Origin of the sequence: uncultured Ruegeria sp. (assembly GCF_947504215.1) — a bacterium.
Classification (GTDB): Bacteria; Pseudomonadota; Alphaproteobacteria; order Rhodobacterales; family Rhodobacteraceae; genus Ruegeria.
The window spans coordinates 159,567-176,726 of record NZ_CANNGO010000002.1 but is presented as its reverse complement, the minus strand read 5'-3'; the positions used below and the strand labels follow the sequence as shown (position 1 = coordinate 176,726).

At 56.5% G+C, this 17,160-nt stretch carries 18 protein-coding genes; 9 read left to right on the top strand and 9 right to left on the bottom strand.

From position 1 onward, the window contains the following. Positions 1-197: 197 nt before the first annotated feature. Positions 198-1,106 carry a hypothetical protein gene (locus tag Q1B21_RS06155; protein ID WP_299887186.1) on the top strand — a complete coding sequence of 303 codons (909 nt, stop codon included), beginning with the start codon at positions 198-200 and terminating at the stop codon, positions 1,104-1,106. A gap of 36 nt (positions 1,107-1,142) precedes the next feature. Here the strand turns inward: Q1B21_RS06155 and Q1B21_RS06150 are convergent, their stop codons facing one another. Next, a complete protein-coding gene (locus tag Q1B21_RS06150) occupies positions 1,143-1,886 on the bottom strand; it encodes a DUF3445 domain-containing protein (protein WP_299887183.1) in 744 nt (247 codons plus the stop codon). 123 nt (positions 1,887-2,009) lie between these two features. On the opposite strand from Q1B21_RS06150, the gene dddP reads away from it, so the two are divergent. Continuing rightward, a complete protein-coding gene (dddP, locus tag Q1B21_RS06145) occupies positions 2,010-3,353 on the top strand; it encodes a dimethylsulfonioproprionate lyase DddP (RefSeq protein WP_299887180.1) in 1,344 nt (447 codons plus the stop codon). A gap of 10 nt (positions 3,354-3,363) precedes the next feature. On the opposite strand, the gene Q1B21_RS06140 is transcribed toward dddP, so the two are convergent. After that, positions 3,364-3,558, bottom strand: a complete 195-nt coding sequence (locus Q1B21_RS06140; protein WP_298936123.1) for a hypothetical protein — start codon at positions 3,556-3,558, stop codon at positions 3,364-3,366. A gap of 284 nt (positions 3,559-3,842) precedes the next feature. On the opposite strand from Q1B21_RS06140, the gene Q1B21_RS06135 reads away from it, so the two are divergent. After that, positions 3,843-5,057 carry a bifunctional alpha/beta hydrolase/OsmC family protein gene (locus Q1B21_RS06135; RefSeq protein WP_298936124.1) on the top strand — a complete coding sequence of 405 codons (1,215 nt, stop codon included), beginning with the start codon at positions 3,843-3,845 and terminating at the stop codon, positions 5,055-5,057. Between the two features lie 172 nt (positions 5,058-5,229). On the opposite strand, the gene Q1B21_RS06130 is transcribed toward Q1B21_RS06135, so the two are convergent. The 3 genes from Q1B21_RS06130 to Q1B21_RS06120 all read right to left on the bottom strand — a co-directional run bounded on the left by Q1B21_RS06130 (position 5,230) and on the right by Q1B21_RS06120 (position 6,644). Beyond that, positions 5,230-5,817, bottom strand: a complete 588-nt coding sequence (locus tag Q1B21_RS06130; RefSeq protein WP_298936125.1) for a biotin transporter BioY — start codon at positions 5,815-5,817, stop codon at positions 5,230-5,232. Between the two features lie 75 nt (positions 5,818-5,892). Further along, positions 5,893-6,297: a DUF6314 family protein gene (locus Q1B21_RS06125; RefSeq protein WP_299887177.1), complete on the bottom strand. Its 405-nt coding sequence runs from the start codon at positions 6,295-6,297 to the stop codon at positions 5,893-5,895. A 14-nt stretch (positions 6,298-6,311) separates the two neighbouring features. Next, on the bottom strand, positions 6,312-6,644 hold the full coding sequence (locus Q1B21_RS06120) for a hypothetical protein (protein WP_299887174.1): 333 nt from the start codon (positions 6,642-6,644) through the stop codon (positions 6,312-6,314). Between the two features lie 89 nt (positions 6,645-6,733). Here Q1B21_RS06120 and purB point away from each other — a divergent pair, with 89 nt between their 5' ends. From purB to Q1B21_RS06100, 4 genes are all read left to right on the top strand, one after another. After that, entirely contained in the window at positions 6,734-8,038 is a 1,305-nt protein-coding gene (gene purB / locus Q1B21_RS06115) for an adenylosuccinate lyase (RefSeq protein WP_299887173.1), read from the top strand. A gap of 369 nt (positions 8,039-8,407) precedes the next feature. Next, positions 8,408-8,947 carry a hypothetical protein gene (locus Q1B21_RS06110; RefSeq protein ID WP_299887171.1) on the top strand — a complete coding sequence of 180 codons (540 nt, stop codon included), beginning with the start codon at positions 8,408-8,410 and terminating at the stop codon, positions 8,945-8,947. A gap of 67 nt (positions 8,948-9,014) precedes the next feature. After that, complete coding sequence (locus tag Q1B21_RS06105) at positions 9,015-10,115, top strand: FliG C-terminal domain-containing protein (protein ID WP_299887168.1); 1,101 nt, start codon at positions 9,015-9,017, stop codon at positions 10,113-10,115. 138 nt (positions 10,116-10,253) lie between these two features. Continuing rightward, positions 10,254-11,177, top strand: coding sequence for a lysophospholipid acyltransferase family protein (locus Q1B21_RS06100; protein ID WP_299076205.1), 924 nt, complete (start codon positions 10,254-10,256; stop codon positions 11,175-11,177). On the opposite strand, the gene Q1B21_RS06095 is transcribed toward Q1B21_RS06100, so the two are convergent. Beyond that, positions 11,178-11,879: a thioredoxin family protein gene (locus Q1B21_RS06095; protein ID WP_299887165.1), complete on the bottom strand. Its 702-nt coding sequence runs from the start codon at positions 11,877-11,879 to the stop codon at positions 11,178-11,180. Between the two features lie 225 nt (positions 11,880-12,104). Between Q1B21_RS06095 and acnA the strand changes: the two genes are divergently transcribed. Next, positions 12,105-14,795, top strand: coding sequence for an aconitate hydratase AcnA (gene acnA / locus Q1B21_RS06090; protein WP_299887162.1), 2,691 nt, complete (start codon positions 12,105-12,107; stop codon positions 14,793-14,795). A gap of 130 nt (positions 14,796-14,925) precedes the next feature. Further along, positions 14,926-15,627 carry an SDR family oxidoreductase gene (locus Q1B21_RS06085; RefSeq protein WP_299887159.1) on the top strand — a complete coding sequence of 234 codons (702 nt, stop codon included), beginning with the start codon at positions 14,926-14,928 and terminating at the stop codon, positions 15,625-15,627. A 14-nt stretch (positions 15,628-15,641) separates the two neighbouring features. On the opposite strand, the gene Q1B21_RS06080 is transcribed toward Q1B21_RS06085, so the two are convergent. Genes Q1B21_RS06080 through Q1B21_RS06070 form a run of 3 tightly spaced genes read right to left on the bottom strand, consistent with a single transcriptional unit; the run spans position 15,642 to position 17,102 of the window. Further along, positions 15,642-16,181, bottom strand: a complete 540-nt coding sequence (locus Q1B21_RS06080; RefSeq protein ID WP_299887156.1) for a DsbE family thiol:disulfide interchange protein — start codon at positions 16,179-16,181, stop codon at positions 15,642-15,644. After that, positions 16,174-16,332, bottom strand: coding sequence for a heme exporter protein CcmD (gene ccmD, locus Q1B21_RS06075; protein WP_299887153.1), 159 nt, complete (start codon positions 16,330-16,332; stop codon positions 16,174-16,176). Before ccmD ends, Q1B21_RS06080 begins: the two co-directional genes overlap by 8 nt. Next, on the bottom strand, positions 16,329-17,102 hold the full coding sequence (locus Q1B21_RS06070) for a heme ABC transporter permease (RefSeq protein WP_299076220.1): 774 nt from the start codon (positions 17,100-17,102) through the stop codon (positions 16,329-16,331). Before Q1B21_RS06070 ends, ccmD begins: the two co-directional genes overlap by 4 nt. Positions 17,103-17,160 lie beyond the last annotated feature (58 nt).

The following is a 17,160-nucleotide window of genomic DNA, read 5'->3' as shown; positions in this document are numbered from 1 at the left end:
CGCGCCGTGGTTCTGAGCGCCCAAAAACTCAATTCAGCCACATTCTCGCCATAGTGGCGAACAAAGCCCTTAGTTTCATGGTTTCCAAAGCGTAATCAATCTTTGTATTTTTTGTTTTTTTGCATTTATTGCCAAATTCTCCCCCAGATCGACCGTTAGAATGATCTTCCAGACGAAATGCGATAAGGGACAAAGCAGTGGCTCGGAAGAACAGCTACCATGGCGGCCTGCAATTCGACGGCGACACTGAAGGCGCGATCGAGCGGTTCGGCACAATCGTCGCCGCAACGCTGGAAGATTACGGCCATCTGGTCGAGCGTAAAGCGTTGCTGAGCGAAACAGAGGCCAGCATCGTATCCAGCCAGTATATGGTGCGTTTGTCCCTGGATACTGATACCGGTGACGAAGAAGACCGTTATGAGCGTATGGACCGTGCCGCAGGATTGAAGACAATCGTAAGACCGTATGTCTCAAGCCCCCGAAACAGGATGGCTATCACGGTTACGCCCGTATCCCCGCTTATGGACGACGCCGAAGTGTCCGAACTGATGCTCGTGGTCATCCTCTACCGTATGGTTGATATCTGTTCGACCCGACGTGTCGAGTGGCTGTCGCCTCACACCGTTCTGACCATCGAACAGTTCATGAGCGCGTTTGACACCCTGGCTCCAAGCCGACAGCGTGACAGAAAGCAGATCTTTAGGTCGGTGACAGGTCAGTTCGCCGGATTGGACATCGCTGACCCTGATATTGAAGAAACCGATTCCCCGGAAACAGCACCTCGACCTATTCAATTGTCTGACGAGCAACTTCTGAGTATCGCCTTCCGGACGGAAGAGCAGGAGCCTTCCGCAGTCGACACCCACGCCACGACCGAGGAAGATGATCCCGAACGGCCAAGCGATGTGTTGCGGCTAAGCAGCTGGTGCGTGACAGGTGTTATTGCCAGCGTGTCGACCCCGATCGCAATGTCCATGGCCGCAGTCAATCTGATCCGCGGCGAAGATTTCCGCCTCAACACTCAAGTCCTGGTCTTTACGGTCGCCATCGTCGCATTGAACGCCAGCAATGCGTTTGCCGATGTTGCCGTTGTGCTGGGCATGTAAGCAAACTACCCAAGACCCTCCTAGGAGACCCCGCCGTCAGGCGGGGTTTTCCATTTCTGGCAGGCTGTCAGCGGCCAGAACATAAGTATGGATCGAAAACACAACTGCGCCTGTTTCTGGCAGGCGCAGCGATGTCTGCCGCTCGCTGCGCAGGTAAGATTTGGTGGCACGGTCGCGAGTTTTGCGCGGCTCACTGGCACTACGGGGCTGAAAAAGTTCAGGGTCCTCATACCATAAAACATTGAACCGCCAGAGCGGCCGATCCGGCCGAATACCGTCAAACAGTCGCTGTACCCGCCGGGCAATATCACCATCATAGCTGGCGACCGGCACATGAATATCAACAAGCGGTCGCATAAACTTCTCCGACAATCGCCAACTGGCTGGAAAGCAGAGGATCGCCCCTGTCAAAACATGTTCATCACCCTGCTTTTGCAGAATACAGAAATCCTCCTGCACCAATCTGCAGAGCGTTTCCAAAGGCTCAGTCCGATCGATACGAACCGTCACCCCATCTGGTCGCTGTGCATGATCGATGGCCCCCGGATAGGCTTGGGTCAAAACCAGATCCAAAAGCTCCCGCGCTGCGGGTTCTGCTTCTCGTCTCAACGCCAGAACTTCGTCGCGCCGTTCATCCAGTAATGCTGCTCGCCGCTGCATCTGCGCCGCAAAGGCATCATCCTGATGCAGCCACGTTTCCATTTGGGCCGGTTGAACGCCCGGCAAGGCACGCGGACTGAACGGGTCGTAGGGGATTTTTTCCTGCAAAATGATAGCCATAGACCTGATTTACCATGTGCTGAGCTTGGTGTCGGTCAAAAAGCGACAACCAGATCGTCGCATTTTTCTCAGACGGGGTATTGATGAATCCGCAGGCTTGACCAGCAAGCAGGGAGGCTAGCTGTGAACCATCACTATCGGGATACCCGCAAGATTGATCCAACCCAAGGCGACACATTGGGTGATGGCACTCCCAATGATAACGACCGGATCGAAATCGGGCCGCCTCAACTGGCCTTTGATGAATGGGCGGCTGCCGGGCTGGTGCTTCCCAACCTTGAACGGATGCGGGAATACCGTTGGAAACGGTTGACACAAGCCGTGGTTGATCGCGGCTATGGCGGGTTGCTGATGTTTGATCCCTTGAACATCAGATACGCCACAGACAGCACCAATATGCAGCTATGGAATACCCATAACCCATTCCGGGCGGTGCTGTTGTGCGCCGATGGCTATATGGTGATCTGGGACTACAAAAAGTCTCCGTTCCTTTCCACATTCAACCCTCTGGTGCGCGAGCAACGCTCGGGCGCTGATCTTTTCTATTTCGACCGGGGCGACAAAACGGATGTAGCGGCCGATGTATTCGCGAACGAGGTGCGTGCACTGATCGATACGCATGGCGGAGGCAACAAACGGCTGGCGGTGGACAAGATCATGCTGCACGGGTTGCGCGCGCTCGAGTCGCAAGGCTTTGAAATCATGGAAGGCGAAGAAGTTACCGAGAAGACACGCGCCGTGAAAGGTCAGGACGAAATTCTGGCAATGCGCTGCGCCAGCAACGCCTGTGAAACTGCGGTGGCCGAAATGGAGAGATTCGCACGCGCCAATGTCGGAGACGGTAGAACTTCCGAAGACGACATTTGGGCGATTTTGCATTCCGAAAACATCCGTCGTGGCGGCGAATGGATAGAAACCCGGTTGCTATCCTCGGGCCAGCGCACAAACCCATGGTTTCAGGAATGCGGCCCACGGATCACCCAGCAAAATGAAATCATTGCGTTTGATACGGACCTTATCGGCTCGTATGGAATTTGCGTCGACATTTCCCGCACGTGGTGGATTGGAGACCGAAAGCCCCGCCCAGACATGATCTACGCCATGCAACATGCACATGAACACATCATGACCAATATGGAGATGTTGAAACCCGGCGTGATGATCCCCGAACTGACGGCGAATACGCACAAACTTGACGACAAGTTTCAGGCACAGAAATACGGTTGCCTGATGCACGGTGTAGGCCTGTGCGATGAATGGCCGTTGGTGGCTTACCCCGACAAGGCAGTCGCTGGTGCCTATGATTATCCGTTGGTGCCGGGGATGGTGTTGTGCGTCGAGGCTGCTGTTGGCGAGGTCGGAGGGGACTTTTCGATCAAACTGGAAGATCAGGTCCTCATTACCGAGGATGGCTATGAGAACCTGTCCAAGTATCCGTTTGACGCCCAACTAATGGGTCTTGAGTAAGGCGGACACCTCAATTCGGCCAGTTAGACCGCCGGACATTGCCATGCCAGTCTTCGATGTCCACGCTTGTCTGGCTCGTCGTGTTGGAATCAGCGACAGGCCAAGCCTGACCAAGGGCAAATCCCAATGCGCCCGTCATCAATATCGCGATCAATGTTCCAAGACGCATCCGAGACGCTTGGGGCGCTAAAGCTGTATGTGTCATCTGAGCCTCCTAAGTAAATCGACTACAAAGCCAAGATGGGTTCGGGCGTTAAATTAGTGAAACGAATGTTTGTTAGAGAAAGCATCATATTTTGTGATATTTATCATGAAGCGGCTTTTGGCAACGGACGAGGCTAAGCTTTACTGTTACGCAGTTTCCAAGTCCCAACCAAAATTACCTTCACACTCCTCACCTTCCCGTTACGCCTTTGACATAAGGGTTGTGACACGCCGGGGTAGCCCACAGTATTGAGCGTGCTTCCCCCAGCAAACCAAGGAGCCGCTATGCCCACGGAACGCATTACTTTTGCCGGACATGACGGCAGCCAGCTGGCCGCGCGCCTTGACCTGCCCGACGGACCCGTGCTGGCCACAGCTTTGTTTGCACATTGCTTTACCTGTTCCAAAGACATCCCCGCCGCGCGGCGTATCTCTGCACGGTTGGCGGCCATGGGTATAGCTGTATTACGGTTCGATTTCACCGGACTCGGCCATTCCGGAGGCGAGTTTGCGAACACGACTTTCACATCAAACGTCGAAGACCTGATTTCAGCAGCTCAGTTTTTGGCAGGGCGAAACATGGCCCCTGCCCTTTTGATCGGTCATTCTCTGGGCGGCGCTGCTGTCTTGCGAGCGCGGGCCGGCATACCGTCGATCAAAGCCGTCGTAACCTTGGGTGCACCAGCTGATCCAGGTCATGTGTCCCATCATTTCGAAGCAGCGTTGCCGCAAATTCAAAAGGAAGGCAGCGCCGAGGTTGCACTTGGCGGGCGTCCTTTCCGAATTGGCAAGGCGTTTGTAGATGATATCTCAGAGGCCGCATTGACACCCGCAATCGAGGATCTCAAAGCCGCATTGCTGGTCTTACACGCCCCGCGCGATGAAACCGTAAGTATCGACAATGCCGCTGCGATTTTTATGGCCGCGAAACATCCCAAAAGCTTCGTCACCCTCGATGACGCCGATCACCTGATTACGCGTGCCGCTGACGCAGAGTATGCGGCAGATGTCATCACTGCGTGGGTGTCGCGTTACGTAAGCCTGTCGCCACCTGCCCCGCCGCCGGGCGCACCAGAAGGGGTCGTGCGGGTCACCGAAGCAGACCCAACCGGCTTCTTACAGGACATCCAAGCTGGCCCGAGCCATCACGCAGTCGCAGATGAACCCGTGTCTTATGGCGGAACGGACCGGGGCATGTCCCCCTATGGCTTTGTCTCGGCCGGACTGGGAGCCTGCACCTCGATGACCATCCGCATGTATGCCCGCCGCAAGCGCTGGCCTCTGAACAGCGTGAGCGTCGATGTGTGTCATGACAAAGTTCATGCACAGGATGCCGGACTGGCAAATGAAGGCAAAGTCGACCAGTTCCGCCGCAAAATTCGGCTGACCGGGCCACTGGATCAGGAACAGCGCGCACGCCTGTTAGAGATTGCGGACAAATGTCCTGTACACCGAACGCTGGAAGGGTCTGCGCATATTACAACCGAACTACTCCCCTGAGCGGACCACTGTTTGCGTTTCAAGAAGATTTCTCGTGCTCAGGGCGACGATCAACGGAGCGGCGGCGGTATCGATCCACAAGCGCGGCCCATGCCAACACAGCGTCCAGCGCAAAGAAAAACCCGCACCTGGATCACTCCAGGCGCGGGTTTGTTTTTGCAAAAATCAGGGATTATGTGCGGGCGTTACCTACCAATTTCCACAAACCCGGGATCAGCAGTGCAGCAAGGCCCAGCTTGATCGCATCACCGACGAGGAACGGCGTCAGACCCCATTCCAGGATCGGCTTGTCCCAGCCGTACAGCTGACCCAGCCACAAGAGGCCAGGTACGTAGATCAGTACGTTCGCCAGCACCAGCGCCAGTGCCATCTTACCGACCGAGCGGTCCCAACCGCGCGCGGCCAATGCGCCCAGCATTACGGTTGCCAGCACGTAGCCGACCAGATAGCCGCCCGTGCCACCCATCATATAGGTCAGGCCAAACTTCTCAGCTGATGAGCCTGCAAAGACGTCAAAGCCAAGCGCGCCGATCAGAAGGTAACCCATCATGGTGACCAGACCCAGACGTGCACCATAAGCGGTACCGATGGTCAAAACGGCAAAGGTGCCCATCGTAATCGGAACCGGCCACATCGGCACTTTGATTTTGGCAGCTACGGCCAGAGCGACAATGCCCAGTGCAACCAGAACCACCTGTTTGACGCGCAGCGCCGTTCCTTCACGCGGGCCAAATGCGTTGGCCAGTACGTTTGCATTCATGTTATTTCTCCCTAAACGGACCGAGATTCTGCGACAGGAATGCCCTGCCCGCGCCGCATCTGCAAGATGATTACGCTATCGCAGCATATATTCCGTGTGCATTTCGTAGGATTTTCGCGGCCCGGACACGGTCCAGCGCACATTCCAACGCGGCCATGTCGAGAAATCGTAGGCCGCATCGTAGCTGTCGGGCGGGCAATCATGGTGATCTTCGGCCGTTGCCACGCCCAGCTTCAGCGCATGGAAATACCGACCGTCGTCAAAGTGAATTTCGATTTGATCGCCCCCGTCACGCCATAGGTATCGACGTGTGCCGGTCATTTCCGGCTGTCCCGGAATGCGCAGCTTCACCTGTTCATCATAGATCAATCCACCATCTGTCTGGCGCAGATCTGCCTGACCTATAGCCTGCACGATCTGCCCAGCCCTTGCGTCCCGAATGGTGCGTGTCAGGTTCCAACGCTCTTCGAAATCAGACATTCGGCTTGGCAGGCTCACTTGTCGTAGGTTCCGTCAGTTGTCGCGCCGGCATCATCAACGAAACGTATGGTATCTCCGCTTTTCTGAACGTCGTAGCAGGCCCAAAGATCCGAAGGCGGCCAGAACGAGCAGTAGCGATCCTCGCGCACAGCCCACCGGCCCGAGCTGGGACGTCCCGAATAGTACTGCGTCAGCATAGTGTCGTCGAAGGTCTGCCAGATACCCTCGCCGTAGGTAAGCTTGTGGCCGGACAGTGCCTCAAGGATCTCATCGCCGGACAGTTTGCGAAACTCTTCCGCAGCCAGAAATCCGGGCCAGATCGCCAAAATCAGGGCAAACCGTCTCATTCGTGAACTCGCGCCTTGTTCCCTTGAGCGCGTGCGTTTAAACCCCGCGCCATCGCCTCATGCCAAATCACAAAAAGGTGCCGCTGCCAATGATTCCACGTTATTCCCGCCCCGACATGGTCGCCATCTGGTCGCCCGCGACCAAGTTCCGCATCTGGTACGAGATTGAGGCCCATGCCTGCGATGCGATGGCGGATCTGGGTGTCATCCCGCGCGAAAATGCCGATGCCGTGTGGAAGGCCAAGGACGTGGAATTCGACGTGGCGCGTATCGACGAGATTGAGGCCGTCACCAAACACGACGTCATCGCCTTCCTGACGCATCTGGCCGAGCATGTGGGCAGCGACGAGGCACGTTTCGTTCACCAGGGCATGACCAGCTCGGACGTGTTGGACACCTGCTTCAACGTGCAACTGACCCGCGCCGCTGACATTCTGATCGCCGATCTCGAAGGTCTGCTGGCTGCTCTGAAGCGCCGCGCAATCGAACACAAAGAAACGATACGCATCGGCCGAAGCCATGGTATCCACGCCGAACCCACCACCATGGGGCTTACGTTCGCCCGCTTTTACGCCGAGATGGATCGCAACCTGTCCCGCATGCGCGACGCCCGCTCCGAAATTGCAACTGGTGCGATCAGCGGTGCGGTCGGCACCTTCGCCAATATCGATCCGCGCGTCGAAGAACATGTCTGTGATCAACTGGGGCTGGTGCCCGAGCCAATCAGCACGCAGGTCATCCCGCGCGACCGGCATGCCGCCTTCTTTGCGACGTTGGGCGTTATCGCCAGCAGCATCGAAAACGTCGCCACCGAAATCCGCCACATGCAGCGGACCGAGGTTCTGGAGGCCGAAGAGTTCTTCTCAAAAGGTCAAAAGGGCTCGTCCGCAATGCCGCATAAGCGTAACCCGGTTCTGACCGAAAACCTGACCGGCCTGGCCCGTCTGGTGCGCATGGCCGTCGTGCCTGCGATGGAGAACGTGGCTCTCTGGCACGAGCGGGACATTTCGCATTCGTCAGTCGAGCGCAACATCGGCCCTGACGCGACCGTCACGCTGGATTTCGCCCTGTCGCGACTCACTAGTGTCATCGACAAGCTGGTCGTCTACCCCGACAACATGTTGGCTAACATGAACAAGTTCCGCGGTCTGGTCATGAGCCAGCGTGTGCTGCTGGCCCTGACCCAAGCGGGCGTCAGCCGCGAAGGCGCCTATCGTCTGGTTCAGCGCAACGCGATGAAAGTTTGGGAAGAAGGCAAGGATTTCAAAACCGAGCTTCTGGGTGATGCGGACGTGACCGCTGCGCTGAGCCCCGAGGAAATCGAAGAAAAATTCGACCTCGGCTATCACACCAAACATGTCGACACGATCTTCGCACGTGTATTCGGCGAATAGGCACCCTTTTTAAGCGTCCTGTCGCGTCCGAATGCTGTCCGGGCCCTGATCTTTTGCCAGGTCGGCAGAAGTGCGTTACCCTCAACCGGCATTTTCCTTGAGGGAGAACCACCATGGTCCGAACCATATTGTGCTCATTCGCGCTTGTGTGCTTGGCGTCCGCCAGCCTCGCCTGCAGTGGCCATTCCAAGCAAACGCAATCCTGCGCTCCGGGCGCTTCGTGGGACAGTGAATCCCAAAGCTGTCAAAAAACCGTCAATAGCTGACATTTTTTTGTCCGCATTGTGAATAGAATCCACCGATCCGGTGTTAGCTTTTTAGATGATCACACTATGATTTCTAAAGCAGCCCCGAGAACGGAGTAGGAAAATGCGCCTCGTATTAGTTTCAGCAATTGCACTTCAAGCCTTTGCCTTTGCCCCAGTTGTTCACGCCGCAGGTGGCGACAGCAACCCACCAAAACCGACCAACACAACCAAGAAATGCCTGTTTGGACGCGTCTTCGACGAAGCGGCAGGCCGGTGTGTCAAGCCGAACAAAAGCAATTTCACCGAAGATCAACTGTACGATGCAGTGCGCGAACTCGCCTATGACGGTCAGTACGTAAACGCCCAGGACATTCTGCGGGTCATGGACCAGGACGACGATCGCGTCCTGACGTATTGGGGTTTCACCTACCGTAAGATGGGCGAACTGGAACTGGCCAACGCATTCTACGAAAATGCCATCACGACCAATCCAGACAACATCCTTGCCCGCAGTTATATGGGGCAGGGCTTTGTTTCAGAAGGCAAAACCGAACTTGCGATTGAACAGTGGCGCGAAATCAAAGCGCGTGGTGGCGAAGGAAGCTGGGCCGAAGCGTCTCTGCGCGAAGCGATCCGGACCGGGCTGACATACAGCTACTAAGCTTTAGCCTTTCTTTACCCGACTCTCCGTATTCTGCCTGTGGAACTCATATTGGCACCGCAGGCAGATGCAGGACACAAACGCATTGGTACAAATGGCGCCGGGGGCAAAACCTCCGGCCGTCGATGGGGATGGCACCGCAGCCCAGGTTGTTCCCCGCACGCTCAACGCCCGGCAAAAGGCGGCAATTGTTGTGCGGCTTTTGTTGAACGAGGGCGCAGATATCCCATTGGAAGATCTGCCCGACGATTTGCAGGAAAAGCTGACACACCAATTGGGCGAGATGGGCCTTGTGGACCGCGTCACCTTGGACTCGGTGGCCCAAGAGTTCGGAGATGCCTTGGATAACATTGGTCTGTCGTTTCCGCATGGGCTTGCCGGCGCTTTGGACGCGATCAATGGCAAGATCGCTCCGGCGACCGCCGCCCGATTGCGCAAAGTTGCGGGAGTGCGCCAGATCGGTGACCCGTGGCAGCGCCTCCGCGAGATCCCGGCCGAGGATCTGGCGGCCATGGCACAGGCCGAAAGCACCGAAGTCGCGGCCGTGATATTGTCCAAACTGGAGACTGCGAAGGCCGCCAAATTGCTTGGCCTTCTGCCCGGGCCGGTCGCCCGTCGGATTACGTACGCCGTTGCCAAAACAACCAATGTGACGCCCGAAGCTGTCGAACGTATCGGCTGGTCGCTGGCAGCACAGCTGGATCAGCGGCCAGCGCAGGCGTTTACCGATGGCCCTGGGGCTCGCGTCGGGGCGATCCTTAATCAATCCGCCTCAACAACCCGCGATGGTCTGCTGACAGCGTTGGATGAAGAAGATTCAGAATTCGCCAGTGTCGTGCGGCAGTCGATCTTCACATTTTCTCATATCTCAAGCCGCATCGTGGCCCGCGACGTGCCCGCGATTCTCAGAGAGGTGGATCAACCCGTTCTGATGACCGCTTTGGCCGGGGCCGCGGCGGATGATGACAAGATATCGGTCGAGTTTTTGCTATCCAGCATGTCCTCGCGCATGGCCGACAACATTCGGGAAGAAATCGCTGAGCGCGGTCGTGTCAAGCAATCAGAAGCAGAAGATGCGATGACACAGATCGTAGGTGCCATTCGAGATATGGTTGACGAGGGGACAATTTCCTTGATTGAAACGGATAACGACGACGAGGAAAATTAAACTTGGCTACAGTGGTTTAGTGGGATTCGTCGCTTGCTTTGTAAGCTCAGAACTCACCCCGAAAGTGGGCGCTTGAGGTTGCGCGCGTCGGGCTATATGTCTGGTTCAGCAATTCGCAACACGCGGTGAGACGCCTCAATGCCCGTCGAAAAGTCGGAGCTCAGCAGGTTTGAGCTTGGTAAATACTATGTCGCCAGTTTGTTCCTCAAAGGGGTCATTGGCGCAATGCGGATGCTGCCGTATGAGCGGCGCGTCGCGACGATGGGGGCGATCATGCGTGGCCTTGCACCTGTCGTGGGATTTCGCACACGTGTGCGCCGAAACCTGAAACTGACCTGCCCGGATCTGACCGAAGCTGAAGTCAAACAGATTAGCCGTGATGTTCCAGACAATGCCGGTCGCGCGATCATGGAACATTTCTCACCCGAGGATTTCACAGAACGCCAAAAGACTGCAAAAATCTCTGGCCCGGGCATTGCCGCCTTTGACGCTGCCCTGGCCGAAGGCCGACCGGTCATGATGATCACCGCCCATTTCGGGCATTATCTTGCGGCGCGCATTGCGTTGCAGGCACACAGCGGTCAGCCCATTGGTTGCCTTTTCCGTCGGATGGCCAACCCGTATTTCAACGAAGCTTATGTCGAGGCGTTCTACAAAACCGGCGCGCCAATGTTCGAACAGGGACGTCGTGGCATGGTCGAAATGGTCCGGACGCTCAAAAAGAACGGTGTCATTGCGATCGTTTCGGACCTTCATGCGCAGGGCGGAGAAGAGCTGATGTTCTTCGGGAAACCGGCGGTGACATCTGTGCTAAATGCAGAGCTGGCGATCAAGTATAACGCAGTGATGATCCCGTGTTATGCCATTCGCCAGCCCAACGGTATCGATTTCGAGATCATGCTGCATGACCCCGTCGAACATAGTGATCCCAAAACAATGACGCAGTTCATCACTGACGATCTTGAAAAGATGGTTCGTCAGCATATGGGGCAATGGTTCTGGGTTCATCGTCGCTGGAAGAACTGGAATGGCCTTGGCGTGCAGCCCGAGGATATGCCCTGATCATTTCACGCGAGTCGCCGCCACAATTGGCCCGTGACCAGCCTCTTGAATCAGTACAACCGCAGGCATTTCCGTAGGAAGATCTGCTGAGAATTGCTGCACAGTCCGCCCATCCCATTGACCTGCGATCTGCCAGTTCTCAACGACATTGGCATAGTCCAACTCGTGCCCAGCCAGTTCACCACGTCTGATCGACGCATGGCGCATTGGGGAGTACTGAATGATCCGAACATCGTAAACCGCCCCTGCTGGCAGCTGGGCAGGCGTGACGTCCACAACCACTTCATTTTCTGTCCGAACGGCTGTCACTGACGCTTCAGGTTTGGACTTCTGATGAGTGTCAATCAACTGATTCAATTGGCGGAACTTGGCGCCCACGATGTCATGTTGGCCATTAACGACCATTTGCGGCGTGTAAATCATGGACCGACCGCCCTGCCGGGCATAGGCGCGCTGACGCAAGGTGTGATCTGGGTCTGCAAATTCGTCTTTCCACCCAATGTAGTCCCAATAGTCCACATGCAGCGCCAGTCCGATCACGTCATCGCGTTTGACCAGATCATGCATGATTCTGTCTGCTGGAGGGCAGGAGGAGCATCCTTGTGAGGTGAACAGCTCGATCACGACGGGATCATCTTCGGCTGCGGCGGACCAGGCAAGGAGGATGGAAAGGACGGCGGTCGTGGCGGCGGCTCTGAACATGATGTATCCCGAATGGAAGGGTTGAGTGACAGAAATAAACCCTTTGCCGCTCAACAACCAATCAAGGTTTCTTGAGGCTATGTTGCTCCGCCCCAACTGAAATGTGTGCAATGGTATACAAAAATTGCCGCAGTTTAGCTGTTCCTCCTTGAACCAGCGGCATTGGTGATGCAGATAACCTTCAGCGAATCCCAAAATCCAAGTCATTTGAGAGGGAGGCCACAGATGCCCATCAAAGTCGGACAGGATACCGCCAAAACACGCCGCAGCCTGAGCGTGAATGGCAAATCCGTTTCCTATTACTCGATCCCCGCCGCGCAAGAGGCCGGTCTCGGCGATTTCTCTAAACTGCCCGCCGCGCTGAAAGTGGTGCTGGAGAACATGCTGCGGTTCGAGGATGACGGCTTTTCCGTCTCGGTAGACGATATCAAGGCGTTCGCCGAATGGGGTGCCAAGGGCGGCAAGAACCCTCGCGAAATCGCCTATCGCCCTGCCCGTGTGCTTATGCAGGATTTCACCGGTGTTCCGGCGGTGGTCGATTTGGCAGCCATGCGCGACGGGATCAAAGGACTGGGCGGCGACGCGCAGAAGATCAACCCCTTGAATCCGGTCGATCTGGTTATCGACCATTCCGTCATGATCGACGAATTCGGCAACCCGCGCGCCTTCCAGATGAACGTGGACCGCGAGTATGAGCGCAACATGGAACGCTATCAGTTCCTGAAATGGGGCCAGAACGCGTTCAATAATTTCCGCGTTGTGCCCCCTGGCACCGGCATCTGCCATCAGGTGAACCTGGAGTATCTGGCCCAGACCGTCTGGACCGACACCGACCAGAACGGCGAAGAAGTCGCCTATCCCGATACGCTGGTCGGCACCGACAGCCATACCACTATGGTAAACGGCATGGCCGTTCTGGGTTGGGGTGTTGGCGGGATCGAGGCCGAGGCCGCGATGCTGGGTCAACCGATCTCGATGCTGATCCCAGAGGTTGTCGGCTTTGAACTGACCGGCGCGATGGTCGAAGGCACCACCGGGACTGACCTTGTCTTGAAGGTCGTTGAGATGTTGCGCGAGAAAGGCGTTGTCGGGAAATTCGTCGAATTCTACGGAAGTGGTCTGGATACTCTGCCGTTGGCTGACCGCGCAACCATCGCCAATATGGCGCCGGAATACGGCGCGACCTGCGGTTTCTTCCCGATCGACGGCGAAACGCTGCGCTACATGCGCAATACCGGCCGGGACGAAGATCGAATTGCTCTGGTTGAGGCCTATGCCAAGGAAAACGGGTTCTGGCGTGGCGCGGATTATGCGCCGATCTACACTGACACATTGTCGCTGGATATGGGCACCATCGTTCCAGCGATCTCGGGCCCTAAACGCCCTCAGGATTATGTGGCGCTGACAGACGCCAAGGCTGCTTTCACCAAAGAAATGGCCGAAACGTTCAAGCGTCCCATGGGCAAGGAAGTCGCTGTCAAAGGCGAAGACTACACCATAGATTCTGGCAAGGTCGTGATCGCGTCGATCACATCGTGTACGAATACCTCGAACCCATATGTGATGATCGGCGCCGGTCTGGTGGCGCGCAAAGCGGCTGCTTTGGGCCTCAACCGGCAACCCTGGGTGAAAACCTCGCTGGCGCCGGGTAGCCAGGTTGTGTCCGCCTATCTTGAGGCCGCTGGCCTGCAGGAAGATCTGGACAAGATCGGCTTCAACCTGGTCGGCTATGGCTGCACCACCTGCATCGGCAACTCAGGGCCCATTCAGACCGAGCTCTCTGAGGCAATTGCCGAGGGTGATCTGGTTGCCACCGCAGTTCTATCCGGCAACCGGAACTTCGAAGGACGTATCTCGCCTGATGTACGCGCCAACTATCTGGCCTCACCTCCGCTGGTCGTGGTTTACGCGCTGGCCGGAACACTGGACATCGATCTGACGTCGGAACCGATCGGTACCGATAAAAACGGCAATGATGTCTATATGAAAGACATCTGGCCGACCCAGAAGGAAATCGCAGATTTGGTCGAAGCGACCGTGACTCGCGAAGCGTTCCAAACGAAATATGCTGACGTCTTCAAAGGGGATGAAAAGTGGCAAGAGGTCGAGGTTCCCCAACAGGAAACCTATGACTGGCCGCCAACCTCGACCTACATCCAGAACCCACCCTATTTCCAGGGTATGGGCCCTGAGTCGGGCACGATCTCGAATATCGAGGGCGCCAAGGTTTTGTTGATTCTGGGTGACATGATCACCACCGACCATATCTCACCCGCGGGGTCCTTCGCGACGACAACTCCGGCGGGTAAATACCTGATCGACCGTCAGGTTCAGCCGCGCGAGTTCAACTCCTATGGGTCGCGCCGAGGCAATCACGAGATCATGATGCGCGGCACGTTCGCCAACATCCGCGTCAAAAACGAGATGCTGGACGGTGTCGAAGGTGGTTATACCAAAGGCCCCGACGGCAAGCAGACCTCGGTCTATGAGGCATCGATGGCCTACCAAGATCAGGGCACGCCTCTGGTGGTGTTTGGTGGCGAGCAGTATGGTGCGGGGTCGTCGCGTGACTGGGCGGCCAAGGGTACCGCGTTGTTGGGCGTCAAGGCCGTGATCGCCGAAAGCTTTGAGCGTATACACCGCTCGAATCTGGTTGGCATGGGCGTGATCCCGTTCGAATTCACCGGCGGGGATACCCGCAAATCTCTGGGTCTTACGGGGGACGAAACCGTTTCGATCCATGGTTTGGATTCGATCGAACCGCTGCAGGAAGTTCCGTGCACGATTACCTATGCCGACGGGGCAGAGACGACCATTCAACTGAAGTGCCGGATCGATACCGCACCCGAGATCGAGTACATCGAAAACGGCGGCGTGCTTCACTACGTTCTGCGCAATCTGGCCAAGGCCGGCTAACGCGATCAAAATTTGGCACAAAAAAGGGCGCTCAGGTGAGTGCCCTTTTTTAAGCGATGCGGCGCCTTACGAAACGCTTTTTCAACGTGGCGACATTGCCTTCCGGTCGAATTGACGGTTTGGTGCCCCTATGAAAAAAGTTGCTCTGATCACAGGTGGTGCTCGCGGCATCGGACGCGCAATTGTCGAAGACCTGAGCCGCGATCATCGCGTTGCCTTCACCTGGCTTTCGACCGAACCGGACAATTCTCTTGTTGGCGATGATCTTCTGGCCATCCAGTCCGATCTGACGGAAGCTGGTCAAGCTGAAAAGGTTGTCGATCATGTGATCGATCGTTTCGGCCAAGTGGATGTCATTGTGAACAATGCGGGCCTTGTGCGATCCACACCGAAAGAGGATTTCCGAGCCGAAGAACATAGGGCAATGCTCGACCTCAACCTGTTGGCACCGGCCGCCTTATTGGCGGCTGCATTGCCTCACCTGAAACGCGGTGCGTCGCTAGTCAGCATCTCGTCGATGAACGCCGTATTGCCACCCAAAGATGCCGTTACATATGGTGCCAGCAAAGCGGCCCTGAACCTTTGGACCCGCGGGATGGCCAAAGAACTCGGCCCGTCAGGCATCCGGGTGAACGCCATTGCTCCGGGCGCAATCAACATCCCCGAAGCGCCACGACCCGAGGAGCTGACCGCGCTGTTTGTGAAAGACACTGCGCTTGGTCGGGCCGGGACGCCCGAAGATATCGCCAAGGTCGTGCGCTTTCTCGCTTCAGATGCTGCTGGTTTTGTAACCGGAGAAGTCTTGGGCGTAACGGGTGGCTATCGGCTCTAGCGGCATTGCCATCGCTATCCGCCTGCGGCTTTTTCCAGCGCCGGGCGGATCGTGCTTTCGATAACGCGCTGAGTTATTGGCCCGGCAAACCGCAGCATAACTGTGCCTTCGCCGTCAATCACGTAGGTTTCCGGCACGCCATACAGGCCCCAATCCAGTGCCATGCGTCCCTGCTCATCCCGTCCGATGGCTTCATAGGGGTCGCCCAACTCGGTCAGGAAAGCCTCGGCATTGTCCAATTTGTCCTTATAGTTGATCCCGTAGACCGGAATGCCTTCCTGCGACAAAGCCTCAAGATTGGGGTGTTCGGCCCGGCACGGAGCGCACCAACTGGCCCAGTAGTTGACCAGCTTGACCTCTCCGTCGCGCAACGTTGTGTCATCGAACAACGGTTTGCCCGGAAACTCGGTCAGGACAACCGGCGGCGCGGCTTGACCTTCGCGGGCTGATGGCAGGGCATTTGGATCGTCGCGGAACATGCCAATCCCTGCCAGCACGGCAAAGGCGCCAAAAATCAGCGGCGGCGCAACCATCAGGGGCGAGATTTTAGCCATTTCGCGTCATCCTTTGTTCAACCTTTTCCATCTCGGCCCGCACTTTACGACCGCGCAGCACGCTGAACACGATCAGTGCCGCCAATAACACAATCGATGCCGCATAAGATGTCAGAACTGTATCAGTGTATTTTCCAAGATCAGGGATCATCCGCCTACCCTCTCCCGTGCCAGCAACGCCTTTATCCGACGCGCCCGAATTTCCGTGCCTGTGCGATACAGAACCAAAGCCACAAACAGCAGCACAAACCCAATGATGCAGACCAGCAGCGGGTAGAAAAAGATGTTGCTGACCTTCTCTTCGGTATCTGTGCCGGTAACGGCCCCCGCCCGAAGAACCGAAGCCCCCTGATGCAGACCCTGGTTCCAGAAATTCACGGCATAGCGGCTAAGGATCGCAAAGACCGATCCCACCAGACACAGGACCGAGGTCAGATCAGCCGCCGTATCGGGATCTTCGATTGCCTCCCATAGCGCAACGTAGCCCAGATAGAACAAAAACAGGATCAGGAATGAGGTCAGCCGTGGATCCCAGGCCCACCAGGTGCCCCACATCGGCTGTCCCCAGATCGCTCCTGTGACCAGAGCGATCAAGGTCATCACGATCCCAATCGGGGCCGCTGCCCGCGCCGCCAGCGCACTGACATGGTGTCGGCGCACCAGCCAGATCAGCGAGGTTACCAGCATCATCAGCCAGCAATTGATCGCCATCAGTGCTGCGGGGACATGCAGATAGATGATCTTGACCGTCGACCCTTGCTTGTAATCGTCCGGTGTGAAGAAAAACCCCCAAACCAGCCCTAAGGCGATACAAAACATCGAGGTGATCCAGAAAAACGGCAAGACACGCTCGCTGGTCGCAAGGAATTTTCGCGGGTTGGCGTATTCCCAAAGGGCGTTAGCTTTGGCTGCGATAGACATGGGTTTTATCTAGTCCAAATCCGAGTTGTTCTCAATTGACATCGGTCAAAACTGTGGC